This is a genomic window from Pedobacter sp. GQ55 (assembly GCF_059758925.1).
On the sequence record NZ_JCAXEI010000005.1, the window covers coordinates 335614 to 350182 of the forward strand.

Here is a 14569-nt window from a genome sequence, read left to right on the forward strand (position 1 = left end):
AAGCGATTAAGAATTAGCTATTTAAATTTAACTAAAAAAAATTAAATCACCATTATCTTGTACAAAAAAATATTATTTCATTAGAGGCAATATTTCCTCTACATATTTCCTGTCATTTGCCAATCTGGGAACCTTATGTTGTCCTCCAAGTTTACCTTTTGATTTTAGCCAGTTATAAAAAGTATTATTGGGCGCATTGTGTACTTTAGGACGACGTAGTGCCATATCTTTAAATCTTTTGGCATCATAATCAGAATTCACCTCTCTTAAAGTCTGGTCCAGTACATCTACGAAACGTTCAAAATCGTTTGGTTGATGATCAAATTCGATGATCCATTCATGACCCCCAACTTCTTCGCCTTTAAAGTAAATAGGACAAGCGGTGTAATCTTTAAAAACGGCGCCTGTTGCATCGCAGGCTTTACAAATCGCTTGTTCGGCATTGTCTATAATAACTTCTTCTCCAAAAGCATTTATGAAGTGTTTTGTCCTGCCGGTTATTTTTATTCGGTAAGGAGATAAGCTCGTGAATTGAACAGTATCTCCGATCATGTATCGCCAAAGACCACCGTTTGTAGAAATAATAATGGCGTAGTTTTTATTGAGTTCTACCTGTTCAAGAGTTAACGTGTCAGGGTTTTCATCATCAAGTTTTTCAAACGGCAAAAATTCGTAGTAAATACCGTAATCAAGCATCAGTAAAAGTTCATCAGAATCTACTTCGTCCTGAATGCCAAAAAAACCTTCGGAAGCATTATAGGTTTCCAGGTAATACATGTGATTACAAGGAATCAATTCTTTAAACTGTTCTCTGTAAGGCTTAAAATTTACTGCTCCGTGAATATAGAGTTCTAGATTTGGCCATACCTCCAATAAATTGGCTTTGCCGGTTATTTCCAGTACTTTTTTAGCCAATACTATTGTCCATGTGGGCACTCCTGCAATATTGGTCACATTCTCTTTGATGGTGGCTTCTGCCATTTTTTCCATCTTCTCCTCATAGTTCTCCATCAATGCAATGGAGATATTCGGTGTGCGGTAATATTCTGCCCACATCGGTAGGTTTTTAATCAGGACTGCCGAAAGGTCCCCATAAAAAGAATCTTCATTGAGCTGGTTGATTTGGTGGCTACCACCAAGGACCAATCCTTTTCCTGTAAAAATCTCATTGTCAGGTCTGTTGTTGCAGAAAATCGACAACATGTCCTTCCCACCTTTAAAATGACATTCCTGTAAAGATTCCTCAGATACAGGAATAAACTTACTCCTGTCGCTTGTTGTTCCAGATGATTTGGCAAACCATTTAATTTCAGACGGCCAGAGAATGTTTTGTTCTCCTTTTAGCATCCTTTCTATATATGGTTTTAGCGTATCATAATTCTGTAAGGGAACACGTTCTTTAAATTGCTTAGGGGTCTCAATAGTACGGTAATCATATTTTTCTCCCCATTCAGTATCCTCAGCACTGGAAATTAGTTTTTGAAACCATTCTTCCTGTACATCATGTGGGTACTTCATAAAAAGCTCAATCTGGTGAACGCGCTTTTTCATATACCAGGTAAAAATTGAATTTACAATTGCCATGCTTTTGTTTAAGTAGTGAATTATAAGTTTTTACTTCGTAATACGAAATTAGAGCCTAAGTAAACTCGTCTTACCATTTCATTGGCAGCAAGTACTTCCGGAGTGCCTGATTCAAGGATTTTACCCTCAAATAGTAAATAAGCTCTGTCGGTGATCGATAAAGTTTCTTGTACGTTGTGGTCGGTAATCAGAATACCTATGTTTTTTTGTTTTAGTTTGGCTACGATGGTCTGAATTTCTTCAACAGCAATAGGGTCTACTCCTGCAAAGGGCTCGTCCAATAAAATGAAATTTGGACTAGCAGCAAGCGCTCTGGCAATTTCGGTTCTTCTGCGTTCTCCTCCTGAAAGCAGGTCGCCACGGTTCTTGCGTACCTTGTGCAAGCTAAATTCGGTAATCAGTTCTTCCAGTTGTTCATGGCGTTCTTCTTTGCTCATTTTAGTCATTTCTAAAATAGCCATGATATTATCTTCCACTGAAAGTTTTCTGAAAACTGAAGCTTCCTGAGCTAAGTATCCAATACCTTTCTGTGCCCTTCGGTACATTGGGTCGGTAGTGATGTCCTCCTCATCTAAATATATTGTACCCTCATTTGGTTTAATCAGACCTACAATCATGTAAAAAGAAGTGGTTTTCCCAGCTCCATTTGGGCCTAATAAACCAACAATTTCACCCTGACTAACACTAAATGAAACGTCATTAACAACAGTTCGTTGCTTATATTTTTTTATCAGATTTTCAGCTCTTAATATCATCTAATTATATTAGTTATCAATCTCTATCGCTTTAATGTTTAGTTGCAAGCGCCGTTGATCTTTCCATATATTTTCTTCCACTGTATAACAAACAGAGAAGGGTTGGTTTGGTTGCAAAAGCGATTCATACTCTGCTAATCCAAATCCAATGCTTTCAAAAATAGTGGAATTTTGTTGTTTTAAATTTAATTTTAAATGTTTTATACCTACAACGTAAGGTTTTCCCGTAACATATACATTATGTGAAACAAAAACCGGCGCTGTATTCAGCGGGCCAAATGGGGCCATTTGTGCTACAATACGTTGAAATTTACCATCTATTTGTTGAAATTCAATTTCTGTATCAATATTTATTTCGGGGCTTAATAGATCATCGGTAATGGTTGAAGCAACGATATTTTCAAAACGATCGGAAAATAATTGAACGTTTTCTGGTTTTATAGTTAGCCCCGCAGCAAATTTATGGCCGCCGAACTGGACCAAAAGGTCTTGGCAACCTAGCAATGCTTCGTATAGATCAAATCCTGCAACGGATCTGGCTGAACCTGTAAGCAATCCATTTGAGGCCGTAAGTACAACCGTTGGCCGGTAGTATTTTTCAATCAGTCTGGATGCAACAATGCCAATTACACCCTTATTCCAGCTTTCATGATACACCACCGTTGTTTTTTTATTAACAAGGATGTCGCATTCTTCAATCAAAGCAAGTGCTTCTGCGGTGATGTTCTGATCGGATGTTTTGCGTTCTGTGTTTTGTAAATTGATAAATAAACTCTGTTCCTGAGCCAGCGTGCTTTCTGTACAAAGTAGCATTTTAACAGCTTCCGATGCATGATCCATTCTTCCTGCCGCATTTATGCGCGGGGCTAATGTAAACACTACGTCTGTAAGCGTGTAATCCTTGCTCTTACCGGAAATATCCATTAGCGCCTTTAACCCAATGCAAGGCTTCGCGTTTAACTTAATTAAGCCATGATACGCAAGGATTCTGTTTTCATCAATTACAGGGACAATATCTGCGGCAATACTTACCATTACCAGGTCAATATACTGCTCGTATTTTTCGGCCGCTAACTGATGCGTGTGGCAATACGCCTGGGCAAGTTTAAAGCCAATACCGCAGCCTGCAAGCTCCTTAAAAGGGTAGGGGCAGTCGTTACGTTTTGGATCAAGTATTGCGATTGCGGCTGGAAGTTCATCGCCCGGTAAATGGTGATCGCAAATGATAAAATCTATATTTAAGCCTTTAGCGTAAGCAATTTTGTCGTTAGATTTTATTCCGCAATCAAGAGCAATGATTAAAGTAAAGTCATTTTTTGCAGCATAATCAATTCCAGCTGTTGAAATGCCATAGCCTTCTTTATGCCTATCAGGGATATAATATTCAATGTCTGATGTAAATTGACTAAAGAAACTGAATGCAAGCGCGACTGATGTTGTGCCATCTACATCATAGTCTCCATATATTAATATTTTTTCTCTTTTGGCTAGGGCCGCATCAATTCGTGCGATGGCTTTATCCATATCCTTCATCAAAAAAGGATCATGTAAATGAGACATTTGCGGCCTAAAATAATCACGTGCGATATCAAAGGAAGAAATACCCCTTTGAATTAATATTTGTGCTAGGCTATTGTCTATGTTTAATTGTTGTGCAAGCAAATCTGTTGTTTCTGTATTGCCCTTTGCGGCCTGCACCCATCTTTTTTTCATTTAATATCTGTCTTCTTTTTCTCTGCGAAGCTTGCATAAACTTCTGTTTATTTTATTGCCAGCGTGTTAACTTCATGGAGGTTCCCTATCTTTGCAATGATATTGTTGTAAAGATATCATTTAATTTTCTTACTAATAACTACGCCATTGCAAGTTTTCACTTTATACGAAGGATCTTATTCTGTAGACGCTACTAAAAAATTTATCCCTTTTAATGCCGAAAAAGATAATCCTAAAGATCGCCCCGCCTCTCTTTTTATTCATGTACAACCTTTTTTAGTTAAGCTGAAAAATAGCCTTGTTTTGTTCGATACGGGCTTAGGGTATAGTGATGAGGATGGGCAGCTGATTTTGCATAAAAATATCAGGAAGGCTGGTTTTGATCCTGAGGACGTAGATATGGTCTTAATGTCTCACCTGCATTTTGATCACTCAGGAGGTATGGTCCATAACAAGCTAGATGGCAGTGTGGAATTAAGCTTTCCGCATGCAACTTATGTTGTTCAGCATGGAGAGTGGGAGAATGCCTTTACCAATACCTCTTCATCTTATAAAACAGAAATATTTGAATTTTTACAACGTAATGCACAGCTGAAATTTGTTGAAAACTCCGGTCAGCTAACGGATGAGATTAGTTATGAACTAACAGGAGCACACTGTCCATTTCATCAGGTATTTTTATTGGACGATGGTGTGGATAAAGTGTTTTTTGGAGGCGATGTACTGCCGGAACCAGAAGAGCTTTTAAGGAGGTTTATTGCCAAGTATGATTTTGATGGCCGAAAAGCAATGGAACTAAGAGAAGCGTTTGGTAAAAAAGCAGCAGAAGAGAATTGGAATTGTCTTTTTTATCATGCAAAAAGTAAAGCTACCGGTTATATAACCTATACCGATGGACAGTTTAAAATAAGCTAAGGAGTAACTAACTGTAAAAGCTCTTTGAGTCTCTCAATCGTTAATGGTTTAGAAATAAATCCATTAACGGCTTTGAATCCCTTAGCTTTCTCGATGTCATATTCATAAACAGATGAAGAGAGCATATACAAGAAAACTTTTTGGCGCTGAATGTTAAGTTTTTCATAGACTTCCAAAAATTCCCATCCATTAAGAACAGGCATATTGATGTCTACCAGAATAATGTGTGGAAAAATTTCTACATTATTGGCGATGCTGGTTAAATAATCTACAGCTAATTGGCCATTACTTTTCGAAATCATATCTACCTCATAGCCCGTTTTTTCTATCACTTTTTTTATGATAAATATATTGATGTCATCATCATCAATAACAAGCATATTGATTCTAGAGTTTGCCATAAATTTAGTAGAGAGCGGAAAATGTTAAGTCCAAAATTAAAACATATTTTAATGTTTTAACAGGTATATATATAAGAGCAAAAAAAAAGCCATTAAATGAATAATGGCCTTTTGGTTTCTGTTTTTTTTATTTTTTAGCTACAAGCTTTATAGCCAGCTCAAAATCATCATAGATCATTTTATCGCCAACATCAGGGAACACCCCTTTTGATCTAAATTTGATGCCAAATTTAGTTCTGTCAACAGTAACTTTTTCGGCGGTAGCAGTTACAGATCCGTCAGCGTTCCAGGCAATAGTTGCAGGGAAAGTGATAGAATTTGTAACTCCTTTAATGGTAAGGTTTCCTGTTACATTTGCAGTGTTAGCTCCTGTATTTGCAATCTTTTTTATTACAAAAGCAGAGGTTGCAAATTTATCAACTCCAAAAAAGTCATCTGCTTTTAAATGGCCTTCTAATTTCTCACTTTTGTCGGCATCTTTAATTGTTGCCATATTTATAGTGAAATTACCACCTGCGAGTTTTTTATCATTGAAAATTAAACTTCCCGACTGAAGATCGATAGTTCCATTGTGGCTGCCTGTAAGTTTTTTGCCAACCCATGTGAGTGATGATTTCTCAACATCCACCTTATAGGTAGTCGCCTTAAACACAGGAGCAATAAATGCCGAAGAGACAAATACTATTAGAAGTAATGCCAGCGAAGTGATTTTTAATTTCATTGTATTTTTATTTAATTTTTTAATACTAAGGCCTGTTTTAGCCTTTTGATACATTTTAGAAAGCAAAGGTATCAAAAGGTTTAACCGCCTAAATTGACTTATGATAAGTTTTTAAGCCAGATCTTCGGCATAGCTTTCAATTGGCGGACAAGCACATATCAATGATCTGTCACCAAATGAATCATTTACTCTTCCAACCGATGGCCAGAATTTGTAAGCGGCTACATAAGGTAGCGGGAAGGCTGCGGTTTGTCTGCTATAGCCATGATTCCACTCATTACCAGTTACTATAGCTGCAGTATGCGGAGCATTTTTTAGTGGGTTATCAGTTTTATCAAGCTCACCAGTTTCAACTGCAGTTATTTCATTTCTGATGGCAATTAAAGCATCGCAGAAACGATCTAACTCATGCTTAGGCTCACTTTCTGTTGGCTCAACCATTAAGGTTCCAGCAACCGGGAAAGATACAGTAGGAGCATGAAATCCATAATCCATCAAACGTTTTGCAATGTCAACAACCTCAATACCAAAGTTTTTAAATCCTCTGCAATCTAAGATCATTTCGTGTGCACAACGGCCATTGGCACCTGAGTAAAGTACAGGGTAATGTTTTTCTAAACGAGCCTTCATGTAGTTGGCATTCAGTATTGCATATTTTGTAGCGTTGGTTAATCCTTCGCCACCCATCATTGCTATGTAAGCATGAGATATGATCAGAATTGAGGCAGAACCCCATGGGGCCGAAGAAACTGCATGAATAGATTTATCATTATTGATGTCTACCACGGCATGTCCCGGTAAATAAGGAACAAGATGTTTTGCAACACCAATCGGACCCATACCAGGGCCACCACCACCGTGAGGAATACAGAATGTTTTATGCAAGTTAAGGTGACAAACATCGGCACCAATATTTGCAGGGCTGGTTAAACCAACCTGGGCATTCATGTTGGCTCCATCCATGTAAACCTGACCACCATTTTCGTGGATGATGTTACAAATATCTACTATGCTTTCTTCAAAAACACCGTGTGTAGAAGGATAGGTTACCATTAAACAAGAAAGATTGGCTGCGTGTTCAATAGCTTTAGCTTTTAAATCCTCGACATCAATATTTCCGTTTTCTAATGATTTTACAACCACAATCTTCATCCCGGCCATTGCTGCAGAAGCCGGGTTGGTTCCATGAGCAGACGAAGGAATTAAAGCGATGTTACGATGAGCATCGCCACGATCCTGATGGTAGGCTCTGATGACCATTAAACCTGCATACTCGCCTTGCGCACCAGCATTTGGCTGTAAACTCATAGCTGCAAAACCGGTAATTTCACTTAACCATCTGTCAAGCTCATTAAATACAGTATAATATCCAGCTACCTGATCAGCAGGAGCAAAAGGATGCACTTTGCCAAATTCAGGCCATGTAACCGGAATCATTTCAGTTGTTGCATTTAGCTTCATCGTACATGAACCCAAAGCAATCATAGAATGACAAAGAGAAAGATCTTTAGTCTCTAATGATTTTATATAACGCAACATTTCATGCTCAGAATGATGTGCATTAAATATCGGATGTGTTAAATAGGCAGATGTACGTTGTAAATTTGCAGGAATTACAGTTTCAACGTTTTCATCAGCCAACTCAGCAGCATCAGCAGCAATTGCTTTTACTTTTGAGAATATTTTTGTTAATAGCTTTATATCTGCTACTGAAGTAGTTTCATCAAGAGCTATGGTAACTACACTGCCTTTATAGTTAAGGTTGATCTCATTGTCGATGCATTCTCTGTGTATCGAATCAACTAAATCGCCAAGGTCTAACTGGATGGTATCAAAATAAGTTTTGTTTAATTGTTTATAACCTATTTTTTCTAACGATTTAGCCAGGGTAATGGCCAAGCCATGTGTACGTTCAGCAATAAGCTTTAATCCTTTAGGACCATGATAAACAGCGTAAAACCCAGCCATAATAGCCAATAGCGCCTGTGCAGTACAAATGTTAGAAGTTGCCTTATCTCTGCGGATGTGCTGCTCTCTTGTTTGCAAAGCCATGCGTAAGGCATAGTTGTTATTACTATCGATGGTTACACCAATAATACGTCCGGGAATGGAACGTTTGTATTCATCTTTAGTTGCAAAGAATGCTGCGTGAGGTCCGCCAAATCCCATTGGTACGCCAAAACGTTGTGTTGTTCCAACGACAACGTCGGCTCCCCACTCTCCCGGAGGAGTTAATAAGGTTAAACTAAGTAAGTCAGCAACAACCGTAACTTTAACATTCTTTTCGTGTGCTTTTTGAGCAAAACCAGTATAATCAAATACCTCACCGTTTCCGGCAGGATATTGAATAATTGCGCCAAAGAATTCTTCATTTAGCTCAAACGATTCATGAGCACCAATTACCAATTCAATTCCAAAAGGATTTGCACGGGTTTTTAAAATGTCGATTGTTTGAGGGAATAACAATTCAGAAACAAAGAATTTAGTTGCTTGTTGATTTTTACGCAAGCTATATTGCATAAACATGGCCTCAGCTGCAGCAGTACCTTCGTCAAGAAGTGATGCATTTGCTATTTCCATACCGGTAAGGTCAATAACCATCGTCTGGAAATTCAACAAAGCCTGTAAACGACCTTGCGCAATTTCAGCCTGGTAAGGAGTATATTGAGTATACCATCCCGGGTTCTCCATTACATTACGTAAAATTACACCCGGAGTTAGCGTATCATAATATCCCTGACCGATATATGATTTGAAAACTTTGTTTAAAGAAGCAGTTTGTCTTAAGCTGCTCAGGTAATCTGTTTCAGATTTTGCTTTTGGCAAATTTAACGGTTGTTTCAACCTGATCTTTTGTGGAACAGTTTGTTCTATTAATTCGTCAACAGAACCAACGCCAAGCGTGGTTAGCATTGCGTTTGTGTCATCTGTATTAGGCGCAATGTGGCGGTCTTTAAAGTCTTCTTGGTAATGAATGTTTAAGCTCATGTATTCTTTGAATAAAAAGTTGCGCAAAGGTAATAAAAAAATAGCCTTTTAACCACCAACTAATATCCAGCCCACTTCTTTCTTAAGCTTCAACTTATAAGTTTTGGTAATGAAGTTGCTGCCAACGTTTTTATCCTTAAAGAATATCGAGAAATCTGTCATTTCTTTTTTGAGTGAAACCGTAACACGAGCTATTTTTGAGTCGCCTTTTATAAGCGTAATCGGCTTCTCTTCATCAAGCACATAATTAACGGCCCTTACGGTAGCACTATGTGTATCGTGCTTAATGATGTAAGGTTTTGATTTATCTGTTAGTGTAATTAAATAGAAGTATACACTGTCTTTAGATAAGAACTTCTTTTTTTGATTCTGAAGTTCCATTTCAACAAGCCCTTTTTCCTCCAGCGCCTTATACTTTTGCAGCTCCAGTTGATCGTTTTTACTTCTGAACTTAATTTCTCCAATATTTATTTTAGTGCTCTCGTATTCAGGATTCGCTTTCAGGTGCGCTGATATTACATCCTCGGCCGTACCCTCGTCTAAATTACCACCGCTTTTACAAGATGATATAAAGAAAATCAATGTTGCTGCTATAGCTAATAATGTAAGGTTTTTCATAGTATGAGCATAGTAGATTAGTGTTTCAATTGCTTAAGGTATAATTGAATGGTGTTTTCTAAACCTAAATAAAGGGCATCACTGATTAATGCGTGGCCAATACTAACCTCTAGTAATCCCGGAATGCTTTCAGCAAAATATTTTAGGTTGTGTAAATCTAAATCATGGCCTGCATTAATGCCCAGACCTATCTCATTGGCCTTATGTGCAGCCGCGATGTATGGTAAAATGGCTTTTTCTCTGTTGTCGTAATAATTGTGGGCATAAGCCTCAGTGTAAAGTTCAATTCTGTCGGTTCCACTTTCGGCGGCTGCCTCCACCATTTCCACTACAGGATCTACGAAAATGGAAACACGAATTCCGGCAGATTTAAATAAAGAAACCATTTCTTTCAGGTAATCTTTATGCTTTATGGTATCCCATCCATGATTGGAAGTAATTTGACCTTCGGCGTCAGGAACAAGGGTTACCTGAGCAGGTTTATTGGCTAAAACCAGGTCAACGAATTTTTGCTCTCTGCAATTACCTTCTATATTAAATTCTGTTGCTATTGTTGCTTTCAAATCAAAAACATCCTGATATCTGATGTGTCTTTCATCAGGTCTTGGATGTACTGTTATTCCTTCCGATCCAAAGCGTTCACAATCCAATGCTACTTTAACAAGATCCGGATTGTTTCCTCCACGACTATTACGAAGGGTTGCTATTTTATTGATGTTTACTGAAAGTTTCGTCATGTTATCCCAAAATATAAATATGCAAGTAAAGGTAAAAAATTTCTGTATTTTGCTATCAGTTATAATCATTCGATATATGTCATTGAAATTGTTGATCTCATTTGTCGCTTTCTGTTGTGTTCAGCATGTTGTTTATGCACAGAAAGATACAGCTGCGTTTAAAGGATACCCTGTAATTGCACATACCGACACACTCTTTCACATTAAAAACAAGCTTGGTTCATTGTCTGCATCAGAAAGGGCACAAAGAACTTCTTCCAAAGTGGCGTCCCTATCTGAGGACCTCCTTTTTGTGTCCGATTCTTTAATAACAGCCGATGATTCTACTCTTGTAGGCATTGTTTATAAAGGTGATATTTTATTGAGCGTATCAAAAGCCGATGCAGATTCCGTGAATATGGATAAAGAGGTTATGGCTAAAGCTTATCAGGAAATTATTATAAATAGCATCAATAATTACCGGAAAGAAACCAACGTATCAGAACTTTTAAAGCGAGCAGGATTAGGCTTGTTGATCATTATTGTATTGGGCGTATGTATATTTTTTCTCAACAAATACTCAAATAAATTTAATAGTTGGTTGAGTTTCAGATTGCATGAAAGAATTGGACATCTGAAGATTAAGGACTATGAGCTGATCGACAGAAGAAGGGAGCTGATACTAATCAGCAAATTCCTGAACCTGATTAAAATCTTTGTAATCCTTTTGCTGATTTACCTTACACTTCCCGTTATTTTCAGGTTATTCCCATGGACAAAACCCTGGAGCGATAGCTTGATCGGGTTTGTGTTAAATCCGTTGAAAAATATATTTGGTGCATTAATTGATTTCGTACCCAAGCTGATTACTATTGCAGTAATTGTTGCAGTGTTCCATTATGTGAAAAAGGCGATTAAGTTTTTAGCTTACGAGGTTGAGACCGAAAGGCTAAAGGTTAGCGGTTTTTATCCTGACTGGGCAAAACCTACATTTAACATTGTCAAGATTTTATTGAATGCCTTTATGATAGTGATGATATGGCCTTATATTCCGGGGTCAGATCTGGCCATATTTAAAGGCGTATCGGTGTTTTTAGGGATTCTTATTTCTTTTGGATCTTCATCGGCAATTAGCAATGGTGTGGCTGGCATGGTGATTACTTACATGCGACCCTTCAGAATCGGAGATGTAGTGAAAATTGGCGATACTACCGGGGCTGTTTTAGAGAAATCACTATTAGTTACCCGTGTCAAAACAATCAAAAACGAAATCATTACAATACCTAACAGTGCCATCTTAAATGGAAATACTGTGAATTATACCAGCATGTCTGTTAATGAAGGATTGATTATCCACAGTACGCTTACTTTGGGTTACGATATTCCGTGGACTACTGCCCATGAGCTATTGATAGGAGCTGCACTTGCAACTGAAGGCGTTATTAAAGAAAAGACACCTTTTGTTTTACAAACCAGTTTGGAGGATTGGTATGTTTCCTATCAAATCAATGCATACATAAACGACCCAAGTATAATGGCGGTTATTTATTCTGAGCTTCATAGAAATATTCACGTGGCGTTTGACAAGGCAGGGGTGGAGATCATGTCGCCTCATTACCAGGCAATAAGAGATGGGAATGAAAGTACAGTTCAGGCTAAAACTTAAATCGGAATGTTACCTTCTGTTTTCTTTCGTTTTCCGGGGCTTGTGTCAGATACAGAAGTGGTAAAACGTGTGCTTTCTTATGGGGTTATTCCTGTTGGTAGTGATGCTTGGCTTGCAAAAGGTCAGCCTGCCAACTCAGGGAGTATAGTTTTAATTCATGGAAATGAACCACTAGGGGTTCAGGATTTTATTAAACTCCTAAAGAATAAGCAAAAAGACATTCAAGGTAAACAGTGGATGATGTACGACTTGAGCGAAAGCGTTGAGGATGAGTTTCAACAGAAATAATGGATATATCTGATAATAAAAAGAGGGAAATTACTAATGTAATTTCCCTCTTTTTATATATATCGAGTGATTAGTATCTGTAAGTATCTGGTTTAAACGGACCTTCAACGGGAACACCAATGTATTCTGCTTGATGCGTATCTAAAACATCAAGTTCAACACCGATTTTAGCCAAGTGTAAACGGGCTACTTTTTCGTCCAAATGCTTAGGTAACACATAAACTTTGTTCTCATACTGATCTGTATTGATCCATAATTCTAATTGAGCCAAAGTTTGGTTAGTGAATGAATTAGACATTACAAAACTTGGGTGACCAGTTGCACAGCCTAAGTTTACCAAACGACCTTCGGCCAATAGGATGATGTCTTTTCCATCAATAGTATATTTATCAACCTGAGGTTTGATCTCTACTTTAGTAGCACCATAGTTTTTATTTAACCAGGCAACATCAATTTCATTATCAAAGTGACCAATGTTACAAACGATCGCTTTATCTTTCATGCTTTTGAAATGTTCAGCACGAACGATATCGCAGTTACCAGTTGTCGTTACAATGATATCAGCTTCTTTAACTGCGGTAGCAAATTTCTTAACTTCATAACCTTCCATTGCAGCTTGTAAAGCACAGATCGGGTCAATTTCAGAAACAATTACACGTACACCTTGTGAGCTTAACGATTCAGCAGAACCTTTACCAACATCACCGTAACCTGCAACAACAGCTACTTTACCAGCCATCATGATGTCAGTAGCACGACGGATTGCATCTACTAATGATTCACGACAACCGTATTTGTTGTCAAATTTAGATTTGGTAACTGAGTCGTTTACGTTGATTGCAGGTAAATGCAATGTTCCGTTTTTCATACGCTCATATAAGCGGTGAACACCGGTAGTAGTTTCTTCAGATAAACCTTTGATGTTAGCGATAAGCTCAGGGAATTTATCGAAAACCATGTTGGTTAAGTCGCCACCATCATCTAAGATCATGTTTAATGGCTGACGCTCAGGGCCGAAATGTAAAGTTTGCTCGATGCACCAGTCAAAGCTAGCTTCATCTAAACCTTTCCAGGCATATACCTGAATACCTGCAGCGGCAATAGCAGCAGCAGCATGATCCTGAGTAGAAAATATATTACAAGATGACCAGGTAACTTCAGCACCTAATGCAACTAGTGTTTCAATTAAAACTGCAGTTTGGATGGTCATGTGAAGGCAGCCTGCAATACGTGCGCCTTTTAATGGTTGAGAAGGACCAAATTCTTCGCGTAATGACATTAAACCAGGCATTTCTGCTTCTGCTAGTTCAATTTCTTTGCGGCCCCATTCTGCCAGTGAAATGTCCTTAACTTTGTAAGGAACGTAAGTTGTCTCTACTGATGACATATTGTTTTTATTTAAGTATATGATTTACAGGTAGTTGTTCGTTGTGTAATTTACAGTTGCCCACCATTTGCCCACTTTAATCAAAAGTGCCTGTTTTTCTGCTACAAAATTACGCATTAGTTTGGCCAATTTCAAAGTGCGATTTCATGCTGCGGTAAATTTCCACTAGATGTAATAATGACTTTTAGAAAATCTCTTTTAATTTAGTAGTCCGTATTTTGTTATTTCTTGTGACACTTTCACCGTTTATTCACTGTTATTGATCTTTTTTATGTATGGCATTATTAAGTTTTTGATTTCATTTTCTTTGTTTTTTAATTGATGTATATTTCATTATTACCACTATTTTTCCGTTTCCTTCCTTACCTATTCGGGACAACCTGCCATTTTCCCAAAATATGCACTCCTAGTCTTCATTTCGATTGAACAGTAGATGATTAAATAGCCTCATTGTGTTTGAGGATAATATTCTGTTACCTTTAAAGAGGTGTCCAAATCAGGTCACCTATTTTTTTCTTCCGAGTTTTCAATAATATTCCCTGCAAAGGCATCAATTCGGCGAAGTTTTTTATGCGTATTACAGGATCCTTGTAATCCCTCAGGGGGAATAAAAATGGGAGAATGATATGTTCATATTGTTCAGTTTTGCCCTTAATAGCGAGTCTACTTGCTTTTATTTTCTAGAACTGGTAATTTGTAATTGAAGGCTTTTTATGGTCATTTTGGTGCATAACAGGATTTAATAGGCTTAAGGCTATTAACACCAGATCCGTGTAGAGATACTATCATTTAGATAGAGATTATTCAAAGAAGAAGA

At 37.7% G+C, this 14569-nt stretch carries 12 protein-coding genes; 3 read left to right on the plus strand and 9 right to left on the minus strand.

All coding sequences use genetic code 11. The annotated features are described in order from the left end of the window. Positions 1-72: 72 nt before the first annotated feature. From AC6CH7_RS15860 to recJ, 3 genes are read right to left on the minus strand one after another with little or no spacing between them, the layout of a single operon-like run. On the minus strand, positions 73-1584 hold the full coding sequence (locus AC6CH7_RS15860; protein WP_498263680.1) for a GH3 auxin-responsive promoter family protein: 1512 nt from the start codon (positions 1582-1584) through the stop codon (positions 73-75). A 20-nt stretch (positions 1585-1604) separates the two neighbouring features. Next, the gene (lptB, locus tag AC6CH7_RS15865) at positions 1605-2339 is read right to left on the minus strand and encodes an LPS export ABC transporter ATP-binding protein (RefSeq protein ID WP_172659337.1); all 735 of its coding nucleotides are present in this window, start codon (positions 2337-2339) and stop codon (positions 1605-1607) included. A 9-nt stretch (positions 2340-2348) separates the two neighbouring features. After that, positions 2349-4052 (minus strand): single-stranded-DNA-specific exonuclease RecJ, encoded by a 1704-nt coding sequence (gene recJ, locus AC6CH7_RS15870; protein WP_498263681.1) that lies wholly within the window; start codon positions 4050-4052, stop codon positions 2349-2351. A gap of 147 nt (positions 4053-4199) precedes the next feature. On the opposite strand from recJ, the gene AC6CH7_RS15875 reads away from it, so the two are divergent. Next, complete coding sequence (locus AC6CH7_RS15875; RefSeq protein WP_498263682.1) at positions 4200-4967, plus strand: MBL fold metallo-hydrolase; 768 nt, start codon at positions 4200-4202, stop codon at positions 4965-4967. On the opposite strand, the gene AC6CH7_RS15880 is transcribed toward AC6CH7_RS15875, so the two are convergent. From AC6CH7_RS15880 to AC6CH7_RS15900, 5 genes are all read right to left on the minus strand, one after another. Then, positions 4964-5368 (minus strand): response regulator, encoded by a 405-nt coding sequence (locus AC6CH7_RS15880; RefSeq protein WP_498263683.1) that lies wholly within the window; start codon positions 5366-5368, stop codon positions 4964-4966. The genes AC6CH7_RS15875 and AC6CH7_RS15880 overlap by 4 nt on opposite strands. A gap of 127 nt (positions 5369-5495) precedes the next feature. After that, positions 5496-6089, minus strand: a complete 594-nt coding sequence (locus tag AC6CH7_RS15885; RefSeq protein ID WP_498263684.1) for a YceI family protein — start codon at positions 6087-6089, stop codon at positions 5496-5498. Positions 6090-6200: 111 nt separating this feature from the next. After that, positions 6201-9077 carry an aminomethyl-transferring glycine dehydrogenase gene (gcvP, locus tag AC6CH7_RS15890; protein ID WP_498263685.1) on the minus strand — a complete coding sequence of 959 codons (2877 nt, stop codon included), beginning with the start codon at positions 9075-9077 and terminating at the stop codon, positions 6201-6203. A gap of 48 nt (positions 9078-9125) precedes the next feature. Then, positions 9126-9695, minus strand: coding sequence for a hypothetical protein (locus AC6CH7_RS15895; RefSeq protein ID WP_498263686.1), 570 nt, complete (start codon positions 9693-9695; stop codon positions 9126-9128). Between the two features lie 17 nt (positions 9696-9712). Further along, complete coding sequence (locus AC6CH7_RS15900) at positions 9713-10432, minus strand: pyridoxine 5'-phosphate synthase (RefSeq protein ID WP_498263687.1); 720 nt, start codon at positions 10430-10432, stop codon at positions 9713-9715. Between the two features lie 76 nt (positions 10433-10508). On the opposite strand from AC6CH7_RS15900, the gene AC6CH7_RS15905 reads away from it, so the two are divergent. Further along, a complete protein-coding gene (locus AC6CH7_RS15905; RefSeq protein WP_498263688.1) occupies positions 10509-12077 on the plus strand; it encodes a mechanosensitive ion channel family protein in 1569 nt (522 codons plus the stop codon). A gap of 6 nt (positions 12078-12083) precedes the next feature. After that, the gene (locus AC6CH7_RS15910; RefSeq protein WP_498263689.1) at positions 12084-12365 is read left to right on the plus strand and encodes a polysaccharide deacetylase family protein; all 282 of its coding nucleotides are present in this window, start codon (positions 12084-12086) and stop codon (positions 12363-12365) included. 70 nt (positions 12366-12435) lie between these two features. Here the strand turns inward: AC6CH7_RS15910 and ahcY are convergent, their stop codons facing one another. Next, on the minus strand, positions 12436-13752 hold the full coding sequence (gene ahcY, locus AC6CH7_RS15915; protein ID WP_498263690.1) for an adenosylhomocysteinase: 1317 nt from the start codon (positions 13750-13752) through the stop codon (positions 12436-12438). Positions 13753-14569 lie beyond the last annotated feature (817 nt).

Bases quoted from the DNA above. Each gene is read 5' to 3' on its own strand.
- AC6CH7_RS15910 (WP_498263689.1), top strand. From the start codon at position 12,084: ATGTTACCTTCTGTTTTCTTTCGTTTTCCGGGGCTTGTGTCAGATACA.
- gcvP (WP_498263685.1), bottom strand. From the start codon at position 9,077: ATGAGCTTAAACATTCATTACCAAGAAGACTTTAAAGACCGCCACATT.
- AC6CH7_RS15900 (WP_498263687.1), bottom strand. From the start codon at position 10,432: ATGACGAAACTTTCAGTAAACATCAATAAAATAGCAACCCTTCGTAAT.
- AC6CH7_RS15860 (WP_498263680.1), bottom strand. From the start codon at position 1,584: ATGGCAATTGTAAATTCAATTTTTACCTGGTATATGAAAAAGCGCGTT.
- lptB (WP_172659337.1), bottom strand. From the start codon at position 2,339: ATGATATTAAGAGCTGAAAATCTGATAAAAAAATATAAGCAACGAACT.
- ahcY (WP_498263690.1), bottom strand. From the start codon at position 13,752: ATGTCATCAGTAGAGACAACTTACGTTCCTTACAAAGTTAAGGACATT.
- AC6CH7_RS15905 (WP_498263688.1), top strand. From the start codon at position 10,509: ATGTCATTGAAATTGTTGATCTCATTTGTCGCTTTCTGTTGTGTTCAG.
- recJ (WP_498263681.1), bottom strand. From the start codon at position 4,052: ATGAAAAAAAGATGGGTGCAGGCCGCAAAGGGCAATACAGAAACAACA.
- AC6CH7_RS15895 (WP_498263686.1), bottom strand. From the start codon at position 9,695: ATGAAAAACCTTACATTATTAGCTATAGCAGCAACATTGATTTTCTTT.
- AC6CH7_RS15880 (WP_498263683.1), bottom strand. From the start codon at position 5,368: ATGGCAAACTCTAGAATCAATATGCTTGTTATTGATGATGATGACATC.
- AC6CH7_RS15885 (WP_498263684.1), bottom strand. From the start codon at position 6,089: ATGAAATTAAAAATCACTTCGCTGGCATTACTTCTAATAGTATTTGTC.